The organism is Thermostichus sp. OS-CIW-31 (genome assembly GCF_054060305.1).
The window spans coordinates 59,451-78,983 of sequence record NZ_JBSSDA010000006.1 but is presented as its reverse complement, the minus strand read 5'-3'; the positions used below and the strand labels follow the sequence as shown (position 1 = coordinate 78,983).

At 59.9% G+C, this 19,533-nt stretch carries 21 protein-coding genes; 13 read left to right on the top strand and 8 right to left on the bottom strand.

Going from position 1 to position 19,533, the window contains the following annotated elements:
• Nucleotides 1-92: 92 nt before the first annotated feature.
• From ACVWY9_RS05330 to ACVWY9_RS05300, 7 genes are all read right to left on the bottom strand, one after another.
• Nucleotides 93-959, bottom strand: coding sequence for an LmeA family phospholipid-binding protein (locus ACVWY9_RS05330; RefSeq protein WP_457387716.1), 867 nt, complete (start codon nucleotides 957-959; stop codon nucleotides 93-95).
• A 107-nt stretch (nucleotides 960-1,066) separates the two neighbouring features.
• On the bottom strand, nucleotides 1,067-2,515 hold the full coding sequence (locus ACVWY9_RS05325) for an NAD(P)/FAD-dependent oxidoreductase (RefSeq protein WP_457387715.1): 1,449 nt from the start codon (nucleotides 2,513-2,515) through the stop codon (nucleotides 1,067-1,069).
• On the bottom strand, nucleotides 2,502-3,083 hold the full coding sequence (locus ACVWY9_RS05320) for a nucleotidyltransferase family protein (protein ID WP_414421994.1): 582 nt from the start codon (nucleotides 3,081-3,083) through the stop codon (nucleotides 2,502-2,504). The genes ACVWY9_RS05325 and ACVWY9_RS05320 overlap by 14 nt, the downstream gene beginning before the upstream one ends.
• Before the next feature lie 22 nt (nucleotides 3,084-3,105).
• Nucleotides 3,106-3,888 (bottom strand): twin-arginine translocase subunit TatC, encoded by a 783-nt coding sequence (gene tatC, locus ACVWY9_RS05315; protein ID WP_457387714.1) that lies wholly within the window; start codon nucleotides 3,886-3,888, stop codon nucleotides 3,106-3,108.
• 158 nt (nucleotides 3,889-4,046) lie between these two features.
• Nucleotides 4,047-5,255, bottom strand: a complete 1,209-nt coding sequence (locus tag ACVWY9_RS05310) for an amino acid ABC transporter permease (RefSeq protein WP_457387713.1) — start codon at nucleotides 5,253-5,255, stop codon at nucleotides 4,047-4,049.
• Between the two features lie 3 nt (nucleotides 5,256-5,258).
• Nucleotides 5,259-6,431 (bottom strand): amino acid ABC transporter permease, encoded by a 1,173-nt coding sequence (locus ACVWY9_RS05305; RefSeq protein ID WP_457387712.1) that lies wholly within the window; start codon nucleotides 6,429-6,431, stop codon nucleotides 5,259-5,261.
• A 98-nt stretch (nucleotides 6,432-6,529) separates the two neighbouring features.
• Nucleotides 6,530-7,567 carry an amino acid ABC transporter substrate-binding protein gene (locus ACVWY9_RS05300; RefSeq protein WP_457387711.1) on the bottom strand — a complete coding sequence of 346 codons (1,038 nt, stop codon included), beginning with the start codon at nucleotides 7,565-7,567 and terminating at the stop codon, nucleotides 6,530-6,532.
• Between the two features lie 263 nt (nucleotides 7,568-7,830).
• Between ACVWY9_RS05300 and ACVWY9_RS05295 the strand changes: the two genes are divergently transcribed.
• A complete protein-coding gene (locus tag ACVWY9_RS05295; RefSeq protein ID WP_011432567.1) occupies nucleotides 7,831-8,619 on the top strand; it encodes an amino acid ABC transporter ATP-binding protein in 789 nt (262 codons plus the stop codon).
• 8 nt (nucleotides 8,620-8,627) lie between these two features.
• Here ACVWY9_RS05295 and ACVWY9_RS05290 read toward each other — a convergent pair whose 3' ends face one another.
• Complete coding sequence (locus ACVWY9_RS05290) at nucleotides 8,628-9,476, bottom strand: class I SAM-dependent methyltransferase (protein WP_457387710.1); 849 nt, start codon at nucleotides 9,474-9,476, stop codon at nucleotides 8,628-8,630.
• A 28-nt stretch (nucleotides 9,477-9,504) separates the two neighbouring features.
• On the opposite strand from ACVWY9_RS05290, the gene ACVWY9_RS05285 reads away from it, so the two are divergent.
• The 12 genes from ACVWY9_RS05285 to ACVWY9_RS05230 all read left to right on the top strand — a co-directional run bounded on the left by ACVWY9_RS05285 (nucleotide 9,505) and on the right by ACVWY9_RS05230 (nucleotide 19,523).
• Entirely contained in the window at nucleotides 9,505-9,720 is a 216-nt protein-coding gene (locus ACVWY9_RS05285; RefSeq protein ID WP_011430147.1) for a hypothetical protein, read from the top strand.
• 140 nt (nucleotides 9,721-9,860) lie between these two features.
• Nucleotides 9,861-11,276, top strand: coding sequence for an ABC transporter substrate-binding protein (locus ACVWY9_RS05280; RefSeq protein WP_457387709.1), 1,416 nt, complete (start codon nucleotides 9,861-9,863; stop codon nucleotides 11,274-11,276).
• Nucleotides 11,277-11,337: 61 nt separating this feature from the next.
• Nucleotides 11,338-12,153 (top strand): tryptophan synthase subunit alpha, encoded by an 816-nt coding sequence (gene trpA, locus ACVWY9_RS05275; protein WP_414329025.1) that lies wholly within the window; start codon nucleotides 11,338-11,340, stop codon nucleotides 12,151-12,153.
• Nucleotides 12,154-12,547: 394 nt separating this feature from the next.
• Nucleotides 12,548-13,066, top strand: coding sequence for a phycocyanin subunit beta (locus ACVWY9_RS05270; RefSeq protein WP_457385326.1), 519 nt, complete (start codon nucleotides 12,548-12,550; stop codon nucleotides 13,064-13,066).
• 145 nt (nucleotides 13,067-13,211) lie between these two features.
• Entirely contained in the window at nucleotides 13,212-13,700 is a 489-nt protein-coding gene (locus ACVWY9_RS05265) for a globin family protein (protein WP_011432574.1), read from the top strand.
• Nucleotides 13,701-14,020: 320 nt separating this feature from the next.
• Nucleotides 14,021-14,290 carry a phycobilisome linker polypeptide gene (locus ACVWY9_RS05260; RefSeq protein WP_414349914.1) on the top strand — a complete coding sequence of 90 codons (270 nt, stop codon included), beginning with the start codon at nucleotides 14,021-14,023 and terminating at the stop codon, nucleotides 14,288-14,290.
• A gap of 73 nt (nucleotides 14,291-14,363) precedes the next feature.
• Nucleotides 14,364-15,134: a HEAT repeat domain-containing protein gene (locus ACVWY9_RS05255; RefSeq protein ID WP_457387708.1), complete on the top strand. Its 771-nt coding sequence runs from the start codon at nucleotides 14,364-14,366 to the stop codon at nucleotides 15,132-15,134.
• A 75-nt stretch (nucleotides 15,135-15,209) separates the two neighbouring features.
• Complete coding sequence (locus tag ACVWY9_RS05250) at nucleotides 15,210-15,851, top strand: HEAT repeat domain-containing protein (protein ID WP_457387707.1); 642 nt, start codon at nucleotides 15,210-15,212, stop codon at nucleotides 15,849-15,851.
• 58 nt (nucleotides 15,852-15,909) lie between these two features.
• On the top strand, nucleotides 15,910-16,635 hold the full coding sequence (locus ACVWY9_RS05245) for a phycobilisome rod-core linker polypeptide (RefSeq protein ID WP_414343146.1): 726 nt from the start codon (nucleotides 15,910-15,912) through the stop codon (nucleotides 16,633-16,635).
• Between the two features lie 124 nt (nucleotides 16,636-16,759).
• Complete coding sequence (locus ACVWY9_RS05240) at nucleotides 16,760-17,071, top strand: DUF6825 family protein (RefSeq protein ID WP_414343148.1); 312 nt, start codon at nucleotides 16,760-16,762, stop codon at nucleotides 17,069-17,071.
• 29 nt (nucleotides 17,072-17,100) lie between these two features.
• Nucleotides 17,101-18,804, top strand: a complete 1,704-nt coding sequence (locus ACVWY9_RS05235) for an ABC1 kinase family protein (protein ID WP_457387706.1) — start codon at nucleotides 17,101-17,103, stop codon at nucleotides 18,802-18,804.
• Entirely contained in the window at nucleotides 18,804-19,523 is a 720-nt protein-coding gene (locus tag ACVWY9_RS05230) for a PP2C family protein-serine/threonine phosphatase (protein WP_414349919.1), read from the top strand. Before ACVWY9_RS05235 ends, ACVWY9_RS05230 begins: the two co-directional genes overlap by 1 nt.
• Nucleotides 19,524-19,533: the final 10 nt, after the last annotated feature.

Genomic DNA, 19,533 nt, shown 5'->3' with positions numbered 1-19,533 from the left:
AGAGGGATCCTCGCCCAGAGGCACACCCTTTGAGATTGATCCCGATCACACCCGTTGCTGAACGGGAAAGGTCTCCGTCCTGCCCAGGCGAACTATCCCTGCGGCACGGTTGCGACTTCTGGGTAAATGGTCAGGATCCCCTCGTAGAGGATTTGGCCGGGCTGCACCTCCAGGCGGTCAATGCGCACGCCGGGATCCAACTGAATGGGGAAATCGGCCAGGCCGGGGATGGGGATCTCTTGGCCTTCGCTCACCCAGAGGGGATTGACCAGCCGCAACCGGTTGGGGCCTTGGGCTTCTAGGCCGGTCAGCACCGTCACCGGCGCTTCCACCCCTTCCGGAGTGGTCAGGTTAGCCTGGATGCGCAGCCGACCCTGTTCCAGCGTGACCTGAGGCTGGCGGATGAGAAAGGGCACCACTTGGCCCCCAACGGGCAACTGCACCTGGGCCTGGGCCAGTTGGGCTTGGATGAGGGGAGCCTGAAGGGTGCGGTTCAGGTCTTCCTCGGTGAGGCGTAAACTCACCTGCACCGGCACAGGGGCCAATAGCCGCAGCGGGCTCCGTCCCTGGATGGCTTCGCCCACATTGAGGCGAATATCCTGGCCCCGCAGCCGCAGATGGCTGACCTGAAAGCCTTGATAGCTGAGGTTGTCTCCCGACACCTGGGCCTGAGGGATCTGCCCGTTCAAAATCTGGGCGTCGGAGCCGGCAATCTGTACCTGCAGGTTATCGACCCTCTGCACCTCAGAACGGATCCAAGCCGCCACCAAAGGGCTGAGAAGGGATCCGGCAATTTGGGCAAATCCGGGCCAAGGCCAAAACATGGTGGGTAGGCTGAGCAGCAGAGCAAACCCTAGCCGCTGCCCCGCTTGCGAGAGCCGTTGGCGGCGACAGGCTGCCGATTGGGCTTCGAGAGGAGACGGATCTGGACTGGGCCGATGGCAAGACGTGAGCAGCACTGGATACCTCGGGAGCAACAACAAGCGATGGTTTCCACCCGAACTACAACCAGACTAGGGCAGGACTTCTCTGCCGAACAGAGGGATCCCCCGCACACTTGGAGAGGCTATCCATCCGTCAACTGCCACCAAAGATACCCCAGCCGCAGGTAGTGAAGCCGTAACCAGGGCAAAGGGAAAGCGCGGGGCGGCTGGCGAAACAGAGCGCTCATCTGGGAAGGGATCCCGGCAATCTCCTGGGCCAGCATTTTGCCCGCCCACACCGCCGTGGCTACACCGCTGCCGTGATAGGCCAGGCCATACCATAGGCTGGGATCCGCCGGCGAAGGGCCAATATGGGGGTGAAACTGCCGAGAAAGGCAGACCAGCCCATTCCAGGCGTACTCGATCTCCACCCCTTCCCAGGCGGGGAAAAGACGATAGAGCTGTCGAGTCATCCAAGTGCGCAACTGCCGTCGCTCCGTCGGGGTATCGCGGGTGCCACCCCGTCCCCCAAACAGCAGGCGCCCATCCGGCAGCAGACGGTAATAGAACAGCAGCCGCCGCATGTCGTAGAGCGGCGTCGGATCCCACCACCCCTGCGCTTTCTGCTCCTGAGGCGTCAGAGGTCGGGTGACCAGGATGTTAGACAGTGCCGGCAGCAGGGATCCCGCCAGTTGGGGATACAGGGCCTCTGGGGTGTAGCCATTGGTGGCAATGACCAAGTGCCGAGCGCGCACCGTTCCTCCCGGCGTGTGACAGATGTGTTGGGATCCCACCTTTTCCCAGGCCGTGACCGGACTGCCGCTGTACAGTTTTGCCCCCCACCGGTGGGCTGCTTGGGCCAGCCCTTGGGTGAGCTTGAGGGGGTTGAGGCCAAACCCCACCCCGATGTGCAAAGCGCCGTGGTTCTCTTGGCTGTTGAAGCCGCGTTCCCGCAGCTCTTTGGGGTTGAGGAGCTGGGCCGGGTAGCCCGCCACCTGAGTACAGATCTGGTACTCGGCCTCTAACTCCGACCATGCCTGTGGACGATGGGCCACTGCATAGCAGCCCTGTCCCTGAGCCTCTAGGGAGAAGCCCTCGCTGGCCGCCAGCTCCCGAACGGTTTCCACTGCCTGCCATTGATCCCGGTAGTAGCGCTCTGTCTCTGCCAGGCCCACCCGCCGCACCATCTGGGTGTGGGTAAGGTGGCTCGACCCCACCCCGCAAAAGCCACCGTTGCGTCCCGAGGCCCCCCAACCCAGGGATCCCGCCTCCAGCAGGCAGGCAGAAATGCCATGGTCGCGGGCCAGGTGCAGAGCCGTCGATAGCCCCGTCAATCCTCCCCCCACAATGACCACCTCAGCGCTCACCTGCTCCTGCAAAGGTGCCGGATGCCGCCAACCGGGATCTGCTATCGTGCTGTCCCAGTAGCTGCCGACCGGGCAGGCAGGATCGTAGGTGCTGGCAGGATAAAGGCCCTTTCTCATACGAGCAATGGGAAGAACATCTTGCTGGGCAACGCCGAAGTGCTCGGTACCGCTGAGGCGACCGGTCGCAGGACAAGTGCTGAAGGGGATCCCCTCACTCCTGGGCAACGCTGTCGCAACCGGCAGCAGCGGCCTCCATATCGGCAGGGGTATTGCAGTCCAGGAAGATCTCAGGAGTGTAGAGCTCCACCTCCTGTACCCGCCTGCCCAGATCCTGCAACAACCGGCGCAGGCCCAGGGTTTCTTCTCGGAGATCCAACAGCTTTTCCCGCAAGCGCCTGTCGATCAGGGTAGGGTGCCCCCGTCGCCCTCGATGCACCGGCACAGTAACCCAAGCGCGATGGCGCAGATGGTACTCCAGCAAGCTGTGGTAGATCCACGCCGGGCGGGGCTGATCCACCGCCGAAATGGCCAGCACCTGAAAATCGGCAGGGATCCCTTCCACCCCTACCCGAATGGAGTGGGTCTTGCCCAGCTCAGGAGCCGGATTGACCAGCACCTCTGCCCCTGCCAAGTGGGGTTGGGCTGCCGCCAAATGCTGGGATCCCAGCACCACCCAGGGTTGAAACCCCGCCTGTCGCCACTGAAAAATCTGGTAAGAGAGCAGGGTTTGCCCGTCTTTCCAGGGCAGAAAGGCTTTCGGCTCTCCCATCCGCGTGGAAAACCCAGCCGCCAAGATCAGCGCATGCAGCTTCGGCTCATTTGCCAAGGAGCTTCACCAGCAGAATGCCAAACAAATATAGAAACGTCACAGCCCCGGCCAAAAGGCTCTGGGTAAGGGGATCCGTCGAGGGGGTGAGAATGGCCCCCGCCACCACCGCGCCCAGAACCACATAGCGCCAGCCCTTGAACATCTGCTCGGCAGTCACCAGCCCCAGCGCCCCCAGCAGCGCCTGCAAAATCGGCACCTGAAAGGCCAGGCCGGTACTGAACAACAGCAGCAGCACAAACTCGAAGTAGCGGTCAATGGACCAAGCCTGATCCACCACCCCTTCGCCGTAGCGGATGAAAAAGTTAAGCGCCGCCGGAATGAGGAGATAGTAGGCAAAGACCAAGCCGGCCACAAAGAGAAGGCTGGATCCCAGCACCACCGGCCCCAGCAGCTTGCGCTCCTTCACGCTCAGCCCCGGCAAGACGAAGCGGGCAATTTGGTAGAGCAAAAAGGGTGTGGCCAGCAATAGCCCCGAGTAGGCCGCCACCTTCACAGAAACGAAAAAATACTCCCCCGGCGCCAGTTGCAAAAAGGTAACCCCCCGAGCGGGCACCTCCAGCAGGGCGACAATGCGGTTCACCACGGCAAAGCAAGCGATGATGCAGATCACCACCGCGATCACGCTGGCCAACAGGCGGCTGCGCAGCTCTTCCAAGTGCTCCATCAAGGTCATCTCGACCTCGTAGGGAAACTCCGGATCCCGCACCCGACTAGACTCAGGGGCCGCCGCGGCTTGCTCCGGGGACTCGGTCTCAGAGGCAAGGGTCATGGGCCAAGGTGTAACGAGACGTTCCCCGCTATCTTAGCGCTGCCCCCTCTCCAGGGAAAAGCACTTGTCGAGCCGCTATAGGGGGATGTAGCCCTGGCCTGTTAAGGGGATCTTGGGGCCTGAGCAGATGAAACTGGGAAGGGGAGTGGCTGCAATTTCTAGCGCTTGCCCAAGCCCAGCGCCTTTTCCACCTGCTGGGCGGCATAGGCCATGGCAAAACAGCAGATGAAGTAGATTAGGCCGATAAAAAACAGCACTTCCCGCTGGGTGCCTAGCCAGTTGGGGTTGGTGAACACCACGCGCCCCGCCTGCAGCAGGTCGATGAGGCCGACAATGAACACCAGCGACGTGTCTTTGAAGAGGGTGAGGAACTCGTTCACCAGCGCCGGAACGGCTGCCCGCAGTGCCTGGGGCAAAATCACCAGAGCCGTCACTTGAAAGGGGTTCAAGCCCAGCGCCCGTGCCGCTTCTAGCTGGCCCAGCGGGATTGACTGCAGGCCGCCCCGCACGTCCTCGGCCACGTACACGGCTGTAAACAAGATGAAGGCCACCTCCGCCCGGATGATCAGGTTGACGCTGATCCCCCCCAGAAAGAAGGGCACCAACAGCCAGGCGGCAAACAGAATGGTGGTCAGAGGCACCCCCCGCACCAGCTCGATCACCAGCGTGCAGAAGATCCGGATTACCGGCAACGCCCGATTGGCCCGGCCCAACGCCAGCAACACCCCGATGGGAAAGCCGATGATCATGGCGGCTGCCGCCAAGATCAAGGTCAGCAGCAGTCCAGACAGTTGCTCAGCCCGCACTGCCGGCCAAGGGGGGCCCAGGTCGCCCAGCAGCAGCTGCAGACAGAGGGGCAAGATCAGGGCCCAAACCCAGATGGAAGCCAGCCGCCAGGATTCCCGTCCCCGACTGAGGGCAATAGCGGCAAAAGTCGCTCCAGAGCAAACCGCCAGCCACCCCTGCGACTGGGTTCCCAAAGGCAGGAAAGCGGCCAAGCCCATAGCAGCTCCCAAGAGAATGAGGTAGTGCAGCAGCACACCGCCCCAAGCCCCCCCCGCTACCCCCAAGGTGGCCAGCACAATTCCCAACACTGCCCACACCCGCCACAGTTGGCTGCTGGGGTAGGTGCCGCTGGCAAAGATTTTGAGGTTGGCCGGGATCACCTCCCAGCGGGCTTGGGTGAACGCCCAGTTCCAGAACAGGGAAATTGCCCAGGCCAACACCAAGGCAGAGACCAAGGTGAGCAAGGTGCTCAACCAGGAGTCGAACAGGTTGCGGCGCACCCAAGCCAGAGGACTTTGTTTCTCCCTGGGGGGGAGTACCTTTTCTTCTTCTATAAGCGGAGAGGAGAGACTGCTGGGCATGGGTTAGCGCTCCACCAATTTGACGCGGGCATTGAGCCAGTTCATGCCGTAGGAAACCACCAGGTTAAAGGTCAGGTAGGTGGCCATGAGGATGGCGAACATCTCCACCGAACGTCCCGACTGGTTGATGATGGTGCTGCTGATGTTGAACAGATCGGAGAAGCCAACGGCAATGGCCAAGCTGGAGTTTTTAATCAAGGTGAGATACTGAGTGTTCAAGGAGGGGATCATGATCCGCAGGGCCTGGGGCACAATCACCAAGCGAAAGGTTTCCAGCTCCGACAGGCCGACGGCCCGGGCCGCCTCCCACTGCCCCCGCGGCACCGCCAAAAAGGATCCCCGCACCACTTCGGCAATGTAGCAGCCGGTGTAGGTCACCAAGCCCAGCATCATGGCGGTAAACTCCGCCGAAAGCTGGATCCCACCCCGGAAGTTAAAGCGCTCCAGTACCGGGACATCCAGCCGCACCGGCGGCTCTGGGAAGAGCACCCAGCAGGCCACCGCCAGCAGCGCCACCCCCGCAGCCACCCACAGGTTCCGCTGCCGGGATCCCAGCTCGGGGCGACGGGCCAGGAGCAGCTTGCGGATCCCCCACCCAGCCCCAATCACAATGGCCAGTGTAGGGATAAACCATCCGCTCAAATCCAACCCGGGCAGCTTCACTCCCCGCTGGTTGATAAAGACAAGCCCGCCGATGGAGAGACTGTTGCGCACCCCCGGCAGGGTGAGGATCACCCCCTGGTACCAGAAGATCACGATCAGCAGCACCGGGACATTGCGAAAGATCTCGGTAATAACGGTGGCCAATTGGCGGGCCAGCCAGTTGCTGGAGAGGCGGGCGATCCCCAGGACAAAGCCCATCGCTGTCGCCAACACAATACTGATGGCGGACAGCCAGAGGGTGTTCACTGCTCCCACCAGCAGGGCCTTCAGGTAGCTCTCGGAAGGGTCGTAGGGGATCAGCCCCTCGGTGATGCCGAAGTTGGCAGAGTTGCCCAAAAAGCGAAATCCCAAGCTGATGCCCAGGCGACGCATGCTGGCGAGGAGATTCTGGGCGAGGATCCCGAACACCAGCAGCACAGCCACGACAAAGGCCACCTGCAGCAGAACTTTTAGGATGCGCTCATCCCGCCACCAGGGGGGGTGAAGGTGGGGCTGGCTGGACAGAGACGTCATGAGGCGCAAGCAACAATTCAAAGCACAACAAAGAGCAGGGGATCCCTGGCCGGTACTGACCAACCGGGATCCCTAGGCCCGGATTCCGAATCAGCCGATCAGCGGAAAGGCGGCGCGTACTGGATCCCGCCTTTGGTGTAGGGCTGGTTCAAGCCCCGCGGCACGCCCAAGGGGGTCAGGTGGCGGTCGAAGATCTCGCCGTAGTTGCCCACCGCCTTGATGACATTGACCACCCAATCCGGCTTCAGGCCCAGCAGCTCTCCCAGGTTGCCCTCCTGGCCCAAGAAACGACGGATATCGGGATCCTCCGACTTGAGAAACTCCTCCACATTGGCGCTGGTGATCCCCTTTTCTTCTGCATAGAAGAGGGCGTAGACCGTCCAGTTCATAATGTCGGAGAAACTCTCATCTCCGTGGGGAACCAGCGGCCCCAAGGGCTCTTTGGAAATGATCTCCGGCAAGATCACGTGGTCGTCGGGAGAAGCCAAGCTGGCCCGGCGGGAGATGAGGGCGCTTTGGTCGCTGGTGATGGCATCGCAACGGCCCTCTTCGTAGGCGTTGAAAGAGGAATCATCGCCGTCGAAGGTTACTGGCGTAAAGGCAATGCCACGGGCGCGGAAGGTATCCGCCAAGTTCAGCTCGGTGGTGGTGCCGGCAATCACACAGATGGTGGCCCCGTTCAGGTCTTCCAGCTTTTCCACCCCCAGCGACTTCCGCACCATAAATCCTTGGCCGTCGTAGTAGGTGGTGGGGCCGAAGGTCACCGCCCACTCGCGATCCCGAGTGAGGGTCCAGGTGGTGTTGCGGCTAATCATATCGACCTCGCCCGACTGAATCGCAGACTGGCGATTGGCCGCCGTCAGGTAGACGTATCGAACCTTGTCCGGATCTCCAAAGAGAGCGGCAGCTACTGCCCGGCAGATGTCGATATCAAAACCCGCATACTTGCCTTGGTCATCCAGGTTGCCGAATCCGGGCAGTTGGTTGTTTACCCCACAGATCAACTCGCCCCGAGCCTTGATGCGGTCGGTGAGCGGCCCCAGCTGCGCCCAAGCGGGAAGGGACTGCAGGCCCATAGACAACGCCAGTGCCCCGGCCAAGGGAGCCAATCCGTTCAAATGCTTTATCCAGTTCATAAAATTACCCCATGTCAATCCTCAAGATCTTCGTCGTCAACAGTCGTTCATACACGGCACTTCAACCGAGATACCGTGCCATTGGGTTACACTCCTGCCACACCCCACACCCCATAGAATGGTTTGCCATAGGCGCCTACGATTTTCTCAAAGCCTTACATGTCAGGGCGTATGGAAATGTTGCAGAGGCTACGGTTGTGGCTTGGCCAGTTCTGCCATGGTACCCATGCCTGCTTTGGTGAAACTTAGGGAGTCACCCACCCATGCAAGGATCCCCGCACATAAGGTCTTCACTCTCTCCGCAAAGTGCAGCCAGCGCTGACATTATCCAATGCGAAGATGTTCACAAATGGTACGGCGATTTCCACGTCCTCAAGGGCATTACCACCCGCATCCGCCGCGGAGAGGTGGTGGTGGTCTGTGGGCCTTCAGGTTCGGGCAAGTCAACGTTTATTCGCACGTTGAACCGCTTAGAAGAACACCAGAGAGGGCGCATTGTGGTAGATGGCATTGAGCTAACCAGCGACCTGCGCAACATCGATGCCATTCGCCGCGAGGTGGGCATGGTTTTTCAACAGTTCAACCTGTTTCCCCATCTCACGGTTTTGCAAAATGTAACCCTTGGCCCAATCCACGTGAAAAAGATGAAAAAAAGTGAGGCGATAGAGCGGGCTATGGAACTGCTAAGCCGCGTGGGGATCGCCGAGCAAGCAGAAAAATACCCGGGGCAACTTTCGGGGGGGCAGCAGCAGCGGGTGGCGATTGCCCGCGCCTTGGCCATGAATCCGGCGGTGATGCTCTTCGATGAGCCCACCTCGGCCTTGGATCCAGAGATGATCAAGGAGGTGCTGGACGTGATGCGGGAGTTGGCCCGCTCGGGGATGACCATGGTGTGTGTAACCCACGAGATGGGCTTTGCCCGCGAGGTGGCGGATCGGATTATCTTCTTCGACCGCGGCAAGATCGTGGAGGAAAACACCCCCCAAGAGTTTTTCAGCAATCCGAAAGAAGAGCGCTCCCGCCTGTTTTTATCCCAGATCCTTTCCCACTAGCGAGTCCTTCAGAAGGGGGTGAGGCGTGCCAGAAAAGCCCCCTCCGGCTCTTGATAGACAATCTGCCCCTGCCAGCCGTTGGCGTGGGCACACTGCAGCAGGGTTTCCGGATCTACAAATAGCCAGGGAAAGGGATCCCCCCGCTGGCCGTTGTACTCGGCTACAAAGTTCACTACCTTGGCTTTTGCCTCGCTCCCTTCCTGCCAATCTTCTGAGCCACCTGCTTCGAGGTGGGCAGGAGCGGCCAGCTTGCCAGAGGGATCTTCCAAGTTTTCTAAACGCCCTCCCTCTTCTGCCGGCAGATTCCGCAGATCTGCGAGGTCGCTGGCATCGCTCAAATCGGTGGAATCCAGGAGCAACTGGCCAGTGGGCTGAACCCAGTGGCGAGCCAGGCGCAAAAAACGCTCCAAGCCCGACAGGGATCCCGCCAAGCCGACGCCGTTCATCAGCAGGAGTAGGGTATCGAAGGGCTCTCCTGGCCCCGCCCAGTGGAAAAGATCGGCGGCAATGCGGCAGCGCACCCCCCGCTCTGCCATGATCTGCAACGCCACCGGGGAGCGATCCAAGGCAGCCACGGCCAATCCTTCCTCCTGCAGCAGCAGGCTGTGGCGGCCCGTGCCGGCGCCGATGTCCAGCACCCGACCGCGGCATAGATCCAAAGCCATGGCCTCCACCTCCGGCAGCTCCTGGGTGAAGAACACCTCTGGGGAGACCACCTGGGGCTCTTCCGCCAACGGGATCCCCTCCAGGCCGTAGGCATGCAAGAGCAGGGATCCCTTGGCCTCTCCTCGGTGCCAGTCCCATAGGGCTTGCTCTAAGGGATCCCGAAGTGGGTGATTCTCGACAGCCTTTATCATGGAAGGGGAAAGCTAAACCATTGACCCGATGGCCATCGTCGCCTTTCTTTACGGTGCCGCTATCGTCCTTTTGCTGATTGCAGCAGTGGTTTGGGCAACATCTCGGCAGTTCAATGTGGAGACCGAGACGCAGATCGGCACCTCGCCAGAAGAGCCCTCCGAGACCTCATCCGTTCCCATTTCCATTGTGGAGCAGCTAGAGCGCCAATACCGCAACAGCCCTTCCTACCGTCCCGATCCGTGACATACTCCCGCACTCATGCTGATGCATAGTCGGAGATCCTTAGAGATCCTTGGAAAGATGACTTTTGAGGATTCCTGAGGATACAAGCAGTGTCTTTGCTGGCCAAAAGCTAGCGTTTTCTCTCTCTACAATAATGATATATGGTTGCCAAGTCTCCACCACCCATTGTCTACATTGCCTTGGGGCTATTGCTACTCTGGGGCGGTCATCGCGCTTGGCAGGCGGGCTATGTTCGCTGGCCGGAAAGCATTTCTCTACCGCCAGTATCGCTGCCAGGGTTGGGGGGTGGAGCACAAGATCTGCTCCTGACCAGCGGCGAGCGCACCTTGTTTGCCGATAGCAGTCCCGCTGCCGTTGCCGCTGCAGAGCTGTTGCGCCAAGGTAACCTCAGCGCAGCCATCCCGGTGTTGGAGATGGGGCTGCAAAGCAACCGCAACGACCCGGAAGCTCGCATTTTCTTGAACAATGCCCGTGCCCAGCAGCAGGGCAGTCCCTTGAGCCTGGCGGTGGTGGTGCCCATCTCCAGCAACCCCAACCGCGCCAAAGAGACCCTGCGCGGGGTGGCGCAAGCTCAGGAGGAGCTTTTCCAACAGGGGGGAATCGGAGGACGGCTGCTGCGGGTAGTGATTGCCGACGATGGCGATAACCCTGAGCGAGCAGCAGCGGTGGCCAAAGCCCTGGTGGCGCAGCCTGAGATCTTGGGGGTGATTGGCCATAACACCAGCGATGCCACCCTGGCTGCAGCCGAGGTTTATCAGCCTGCCGGCTTGGCGATGATCTCCTCCACCTCCACCAGCACCCGCATCAGCATGCTGGGGGATGCCATTTTTCGCACCGTGCCCTCGGATCAAGTGGCCGGCACGCAACTGGCCCGTTATGCTCTCAACACGTTGCGGTTGCAAAGGGTGGCCATCTTCTACAACCCCAACAGCGCTTACAGTACCAGCCTGCGGGACGCCTTTGCCTCCACCCTGACCAGCGAAGGGGGCATCGTGCTGGCGGAGTTCGACTTATCGGCGTCGGACTTCAACCCCCAGGCCAGCCTGCAAAGGGCCGTCGGCCAAGGAGCCCAGGTAGCTTTTTTAGCTCCCACGGCTTCCGTAGCCGAAAAAGCCCTGGCCGTAGCCCGCGAGAACGCTGTAGCTGGTAAGCCCCTTGCTCTTCTGGGCGGCGATGTGCTCTTCAGCCTCACCACATTGCAAGAAGGGGGAGCAGCGGTAGAGGGCTTGGTGGTGGCGGTACCCTGGCATCCCCAGGTGCCGCGCAACCGCGAGTTTGCCCAGAAGGCAGCCCAGCTCTGGGGAGGGCAGGTCAATTGGCGCACTGCTCTGGCTTATGATGCCACCCGGGTTTTCTTGCAAGCTTTCAGCCAAGGAGCCACCAGCCGCAACGCTGTGCTGGCCCGTTTGCAGGATCCCAACTTCCTCCTCCAGGACGGGGCTTCGGGAGAAGTGCGCTTTTTGCCCTCCGGCGACCGCAACGCTCCCCATGTGCTGGTGCGGGTTGAGCCCGGCAACCGCTCCGGTACCGGCTACGATTTTGTGCCTCTCCCCTAGGGATCCCGGCAGACGCTACAGTGGGGGATGCTCTCAATCTCCTCATAATCGAATGGATCCCATGCCCACTCGGATCACAGCCTGCTTTCAGGCGCTGCGCAGCCGTGGTGAAAAAGCCCTCATCCCCTACCTCACCGCTGGGGATCCCAACTTGGAAACCACCTTTGAGGCTTTGCAGGTTCTGGATCAGAGCGGCGCCGATCTTATCGAGCTGGGGGTACCCTACTCGGATCCCTTGGCGGATGGGCCGGTGATCCAAGCGGCAGCCACCCGCGCCCTCAGTCGGGGAGTCACTTTGGGCGCCATTCTACAAGGCTTGCGCTGTCTCTCGCTGCAGGCCCCCCTGATCCTGTTCACCTACTACAACCCCATCCACCAGCTCGGCATCCCCAACTTTCTGCATCAACTGCGGCAGGCCGGCTGTGCCGGCTTGGTCGTCCCCGATCTGCCTCTGGAAGAGGCGGGATCCCTGCGACAAGCAGCCCAGGCCGAAGAGATCGACCTCATCCTGCTGGTGGCCCCCACCAGCCCCCCGGAGCGCATGCGCCGCATTGCCCAGCAGTCCAGTGGCTTTGTCTACTTGGTGAGCACTACCGGCGTTACCGGCGAACGGGCCACCCTGGAAAAGCGGATCCCGGCTTTGCTGCAGCAACTGCGCCAACAAACCCCTCTGCCGATTGGGGTGGGCTTCGGCATCTCCACTCCAGACCAGGCCCGCCAGATCGCTCTCTGGGGGGCAGATGCAGCGATTGTGGGCAGCGCATTTGTGCAACGGCTGGCGAAAGCCCCCACGCCTGAAGAAGGACTGCAACAAATAGCTCACTTTTGTCGAGCCCTCAAAGCGGCCCTGCAAGAGGTGACCCCTCCAGAGTGTTAACTTCTGTTCAGGAAGGTGCCCACTCAGACTGCTTCCATCTCAAAACAAATGTTTACATTTTGTGAGCCAGCCCGCAGACCCATTTCCCCCTGCTGCGCCCCATAGTCCAGGGATCCCAGCCTAGGCAGACATTTTGGGGTTGGTAGGTTTGCAAATCTTCACAAAACACTCATCCATCCCGCGATATAAAATTAGGCTGGATGCTCGGCTGTCTGAAAGTCGCAGAGGTTCTTGACCTATCTAAAAATTTAGGGGTTCGGTGGGGGGTCTGCTGCCACGGAATCCTTGATTTTTGGGGGTCAAAGAGGATCCCGCAAAAAAGCTTGGGATTCGGCTTTTGGGAGGTTCAGCCAGTCGCTCACCACTTTTTGGAAAGACCAGAAGGAGATCCATCATGCAAGATGCTTTTACCCGGGTGATCGCTCAGGCAGATGCACGCGGTGCCTTTTTAAGTGACCAAGACTTTGACCGTTTGGCGGCTTTGGTGGCAGAGGGCAACAAGCGCCTAGATGCTGTCAACCGCATGACCAGCAATGCCGCCCAAATCGTAACCAATGCAGCTCGCTCTTTGTTTGCTCAAGAGCCAGATCTGATCGCTCCCGGCGGCAATGCCTACACCAACCGCCGCATGGCTGCCTGCCTACGGGACATGGAGATCATCCTGCGCTACATCACCTATGCCACCTTGGCCGGGGATAGCTCTGTGCTGGAAGATCGCTGCCTGAACGGCCTGCGGGAAACCTACATTGCTCTGGGGGTGCCCACCACTTCTGTGGCCAATGCCATTGCTGCTATGAAGAAGGAAGCGCTGGCCAAGATCATGGATCCGAAGGGCATCACTCCTGGGGACTGCTCGGCGCTGCAAAGCGAAGTGGCCAGCTACTTCGATAAGGCGGCTGCCGCCATCGTTTGAGCTTTGGGTCGAAGCCAGCTTGGTCGTTCCTTTCAGAATTGAGATCCGTTAGATCCCTCATTTCTGATAGGCAGGTGGAAATCCAGTCCGCCTTTCCTACAGAACGTTCGTTAACAACACAATCGATGAATTTAGGAGCTGCAAGGTGAAAACTGTCATCACTGAAGCGATTGCTGCCGCTGACAATCAAGGGCGTTTTCTGAATGCCAGCGAGCTGCAGGCCGTGAATGGTCGTTACCAGCGTGCTGCTGCTTCTCTGGAAGCGGCCCGTGTCCTAACCAACAATCAGCAAACCCTGGTGCGGGAAGCGGTGCAGGAAGTGTTCAAGAGGTTCCCTTACTTGACCCAGCCGGGTGAAATGGGCCACGGCGATGTGTTTCAGGCCAAGTGTGCCCGCGACATCGGCTACTACCTCCGCTTCATCACCTATTCCCTGGTTGCGGGTGGCACCGGCCCCCTCGATGAATACTTGGTAGCCGGGCTGCGGGAAGTGAACCGCTCCTTTAACCTCTCTCCCAGCTGGTACATCGTGGCTCTGCAGTACATGAAGAGCCGCGCTCTGGGCATGCTGAGCGGTCAAGCGGCCAACGAAGCTGCCATCTACTTCGATTACGCCATCAACGCCCTCAGCTAGGGGATCCCAGGGCAAAGATCCCCGCTTGTTGGGAGGGGACGATCTCTTTCTTCGTCTTCCAAGTGTGTATCTCTCCAGAGCAGGCGGCGGCTCCAGAGAGGTCTATTCCACCTGTTTCTAGGTTGGCTTAGCGCCTCGGCTCCCTTTGAGCCAGTTGGGTTAGTCGCCTGCTCTCTAGTCTGGGGGAGTTAACCTCTGGGTTCTAGACATTGCCTGGTGGCAACGCGGCTGGCCCGCGAAAGTAGCCGGTACAGCTTGTCCGGCGCTTGGTTGCCCCTGACAGTCCTCTAAACGAAATCTGATAATAATTGGGGAAAGCGATGTTCGGTCAAAGCACCACCAGCCCTGAAGCTCTGACAGAAGCCGGCAGCCGGGTTTACCGAGTTGAGTACACCGGCCTGCTCAACCCTCCCGATGCTCTGGCCACCTCTGCCAAAGTTCGCCGCAGCACCCTGAGCGCCACCGTCCCCTACAGTCGGTTGTCTGCCGAGATGCAGCGCATTCTGCGGATGGGTGGCAAAATCGTGCAGGTCACTGCCTTGTCGGGAGCCAATGCCTCTCCTGCTCAGGACAACGGTGCTGCTGAGTAAGGGATGCTCGACAGCTAACTGAAGTTACCGGCAAGGTTGCCCAGGTGTCATGAACAGCTCTGCAACGGTTCGTATGGCATCCAACACGGCGGTGCTGCCACAGCAGCTTAGCTGGGAGCAGGCGATAGCCCGGCTGCAAGGGGATGACTTGCAAGATCGGTACTATGCTGCCTGGTACCTGGGCACAGTTCGGGATCCAAGGGGGGTAGAGCCGCTGCTTTTGGCGTTGCAGGATGAGCGGGATCGCACTGCCTTGGGGGGCTATCCTCTGCGCCGCAATGCTGCCAAGGCCCTGGGGCAAATCGGGGATGCGCGGGCCGTGCCCGGTTTGATCGAGGCCCTCACCTGTACTGACTTCCACGTGCGGGAAGAGGCTGCCTATGCCTTGGCTCAATTGGGGGACAAGCGAGCAGTGGATCCCTTGCTGGCACTGTTGCAGTCTCGCGAACAGGATCAGCCCTGGGAAGCCCTTATCGAGGCACTGGGCCAGCTTCAGGCCACTGAGGCTGAGGCAGCAATCCGACCCTTTTTGAGCCATCCCTCCGAACGGGTGCGTTCGGCAGCGGCTTGGGTGCTCTACCGCTTTACGCAAGCCGAGGAGCTGACCCAAATCCTAGTGGCGCTCCTGGCCCACTCCAACTCCAGCTTGCGACAGGCCGCTTTGTTCGACCTGGCCGAATCGGGATGGGTGGCGGGGGCACCGCTGTTGGCAACAGCCGACGTAGCGCTCAACCTGCGCATCAATGCTCTGAAGCGGCTGTTCGATGTGGCGCTTCAGTTGGGGCGGGTACCGCCGGCTCAGGTGGCGGGAGCGATCCTTCCGCAACTGGAGAGGCTCTTTTAGGATTTTGGGGCGCTCAGTGCCTTTGATTTAGATCATTTCAGATGCTTCAACTGTACCTTTGACTACTCGTTGCTTATGTCCTCCACCTCGGCTGCTCAAGCGCTTCCCACTGCTGTGGCTCAACTGGCGGCAGAGTTGGAGCAGGCCACGTCGCCTGAGGACTTGCTGCGGGTGGTGAGGGCGCTGGGGGCTCTGGGCCAAGTGGAAGGGATCCCCATCTTAATTCGCGCCTTTGGGTTTAATCGCCCTGCAGTTGGGGAGGCTGCTCTGGAGGAGGTGCTGCGCTTTGGGGAAGCCGCGGTGCAGCCCTTGCTGAGCCATATTGACGGTTTTGACTATGGGGCGCGGGCCTATTCGGTGCGGGCTCTGGCCCGTATTGGCCATGGGGATGCCTACCCCTTTTTGGCGGAAGCAATTGTGGCGGACTTTGCCCCCAGTGTGCGACGGGCGGCGACCCGTGGGCTAGGACGAGTGGCGGCCAAGCGGCCCTTGCTCGATCAAGAGCGAGCCTTGCAACTGTTGCGGCAATGTCTTGCCGATGCCGATTGGGGAGTCCGCTACGCCGCCGTTGGATCCCTGACGGACTTGGCTCGCCAGGGTGAACAATCTCTGCGCCCCTCAGTCGAGGCTGCGCTCCAGATGGCCCTGGAAGATGCCGATCCTCTGATCCCTCTCCGCGTCCAGATGAGCTGGCAGGAATTGGCTGCTGAGCCTTAGCTTCCCTGCCCCACTGTGTTTTTCTTAAGTTTTTCTCGTTTTTTTAGGAGCACCATCTATGTCCCTTCCGTTGCTTGCCGATCGCCCCACCACCCAAAATGAACGGGTGCCTCGCTACTTTGTAGCCAGCGACGAAACCCCGCCGGTCTACCGTCCTGACGACCCGACAGGAATTGACAACATCATTCGCGCTGCCTATCGCCAGATCTTCAGCGAGCATCTGATGCTGGAGAGTTATCGGCAAAAAGCTCTGGAGTCCCAGTTGCGCAACGGGGCAATCTCGGTCAAAGAGTTTGTGCGCGGCCTGGGCAAGTCGGAGGTGTACCGGGATCTGGTCATGGTTCCCAACGACAACTACCGCTTCATCGAGGTCACCTTCCAGCGCTTTTTGGGTCGGCCCACCTACAGCCAACAGGAGCGCATCAAGTACTCCATCATCGTTGCCACCAAGGGGCTAGATGGCTTCATCGACGCTGTGGTGGATAGCGAAGAGTACAATGCCGCCTTTGGGGACGATGTGGTGCCTTACCAACGCCGTCGCCTGTCGGAAAAGCCCGCCAACCTGGTAACCCCCCGCTATGGAGCTCGTTGGCGCGATGTCTCCGGCGTGAAGCGCTCGACGCGGGAAGTGGTGCGCACCTATCGTCTCACCCGTCCTCCCAAACCCGGGGATCCAGAAAACTTCCTCAACATGGCCCGCATGCTCAATCCCAAGCCGGCTGCACGGCAAAACATCAGCGTCTTCGATCTGAAGATCCCTGACATGACCACCAACCGCCGCTAGGACTGGACGAACTCCCCAATCCGCCGGGCCGATCGATCCGCTGCTGTTCGGGTGGGTCGGCTCGCCGCTGTGTTTGAGCAGGATTCGTTATAATCTGGGTGATGCTTCTTAACACTTGGGTCGCATGAAGAATCCGGTTGTGCAGGCTTTTTTTGTCGGCAAGGCTGTGGCAGACGTTCTGCGCGAGCGTTTGGAAAGCGCCCTCACCGATATTGCCGGGGAAGTGGGCAAGGTGTGGGCTGAGCTGCAGGAGGGCTGGCAAACCTTTGCCCAGGATGTCATGACCCGGGCTGAGGCAGAAGCATCCATGGCCGCCCAGGAAAGGGTGCCGCTGCCTTTCCAGACAGAAGATTTGCAGGCAACTCTGGACGACTTGCGGGCGGAAGTGGCGCAGCTGCGCTCCGAGTTGCAGAAGTACCGGAGTCGAAACGCTTGAACGCGAGCCTTTTGGGATCCCGGACTTCTTTGGGATCACAACCCGTCAAGCCCTATACCGCCTACCGCTGGGCCCGGGAGAACTATACTCGCCAGGGCCGCATGCTGGACATTTGGCGATTTGTGCTCACCTGGCTGTTTTACCTTTGGCTGGATCAGCAGGCTTGGAGCTATGGGGGACAACCCACGCCCGAGCGAAAGGCCCAGCGCCGCCGGACCAGAGCCATTTGGATCCGCGAAACGCTGCTTAACTTAGGCCCTACTTTTATTAAAGTGGGGCAGTTTTTCTCCACCCGCGCCGATCTCTTCCCCTCGGAATATGTCGAGGAGCTCTCCAAGCTGCAGGATCGGGTGCCTGCTTTCAGCTACAAACAGGTGGCGGCAATTGTGCAGCAGGAGCTGGGCAGGCCGATAACCCAAATCTACAGCTACTTTGATCCCACCCCTTTGGCCGCTGCCAGCTTGGGGCAGGTGCATCGCGCCAAGCTGAAAACCGGGGAAGAGGTGGTGGTGAAGGTGCAGCGTCCGGGGCTGACCCGGCTGTTCACCATCGATTTGGAGATCTGCCGTGGGATTGCCGAGTTCTTTCAGTATCGCACCTCTTGGGGCGGGCCGGGCCGCGACTGGATCGGCATCTACGAAGAGTGTCGGCGCACCCTCTGGGAAGAGGTGGATTACCTCAATGAGGGCCGCAATGCCGATACCTTCCGTCGCAACTTTCGGGATATGCCGCAAATTGCCGTCCCCAAAGTGTATTGGCGTTACACCTCTCCTCGCCTGTTGACATTGGAATACCTGCCGGGGATCAAAATCAGCGATTACGAAGCCCTGAGCGCGGCGGGGCTGGATCGCAAGGTTTTGGCTCGTCTGGGGGCAGAGGCTTATCTGCGGCAACTGCTCAAGGATGGCTTTTTTCACGCCGATCCCCACCCCGGCAACATTGCCGTGAAGCCCGATGGCACGCTGATCTTCTACGACTTCGGCATGATGGGCCGCCTGCCCTCCGATGTGAAAGAAAAGCTGATGGGCACGCTGGCAGGTGTGGTCTCTAAAAATGCCGATCAGGTGGTGGCCTCGCTGGTGGAACTGGGGGTGCTGGTGCCCACCGCCGATCTGGCTCCGGTGCGCCGCTCGGTGCAGTACATGCTGGATCACTTTATGGACAAACCCTTTTCCGGCAACTCGGGAGAAATCTCGGTGGCGGCCATTAGCGAAGACCTTTACGAGCTGGCCTACGATCAGCCGTTTCGTTTTCCGGCTACCTTTACTTTTGTGATGCGGGCCCTGACCACGCTGGAGGGATTGGGGAAAGGGTTGGATCCGGAGTTCGACTTTATGGAGGTGGCCAAACCCTTTGCGGAAGAGCTGATGAGTTTAAACGGAAGCAAGACTGAGACCCTCTTGGCCCAGGTTGGCCGTCAAGCGGCTGAGTTCACCAGCAGCAGCCTCAGCTTGCCGCGCCGGATCGAATTGACCTTGAGCAAGATAGAACAAGGGGAGCTACGCCTGCGGGTGCGATCCAGCGAGACGGAGCGCTTGCTGCGCAAGCTGAACAACACCGGGCTGGGAGTCATTTACGGGGTGTTGTTTGCGGCCTTTTTTTTGAGCGCAACTCAGCTCTTTTTGGCCGGACATGCTACCTTAACGGTTATCACTTTGGTTTTGGCTGCCCTCGCTGCTCTTGCTTTAATCAGAGTACTCTTAAGGTTGAATCGGTCAGAGCGATTGATGTGATGCGACGATATGCCTGCGCTACGGATCCCGGCAAGATCCGCAGCAGCAATCAAGATGCCTGCTACTGCGATCCAGAGGGGCGCTATTTTATTGTTGCCGATGGTATGGGAGGACATGCTGCCGGGGCTACAGCCAGCCTGTTGGCCGTCGAGACCATCCGAGAATATCTGGATCGAGGCTGGAAAAACGTGCCGGCACCCCGGTTGCTCAGCGAAGCCGTAGAAGCAGCCAACAGTGCCATCCTCAAGGATCAGCGGGAAAATCCAGAGCGGGCAGACATGGGCACTACGGTGGTGGTGGCCATGGTGGATCCCAATGACAACTGCTGGAGCGCTCACATTGGCGATTCTCGCCTCTATCGCCTACGGGGATCCGAAATGCAGCAAATGACAGAGGATCACACCTTGGTGGCCCGCTCCATTCGACTGGGGGAGCTGACCTATGAGCAGGCCCGGATTCACCCTTGGCGACATATTCTCGAGCGCTGCCTGGGCCGACCCGATGCGGGTCCACCTTCTGTGCAGCCGATTACAGTTTACCCAGGGGATCGCCTGTTGTTGTGTAGCGACGGCCTGACGGAGGAGTTAGACGACGAAGTGATCATCGAGTACTGCCTGCAGGTGGAAGATTTGGAGCAGCTTCCCCTAAAGCTCATCGAGGCGGCCAAAGAGCGGGGCGGGCGAGACAACATCACGGTGGTGATTGCCGAATACGCCTAGTTTGCCCCCG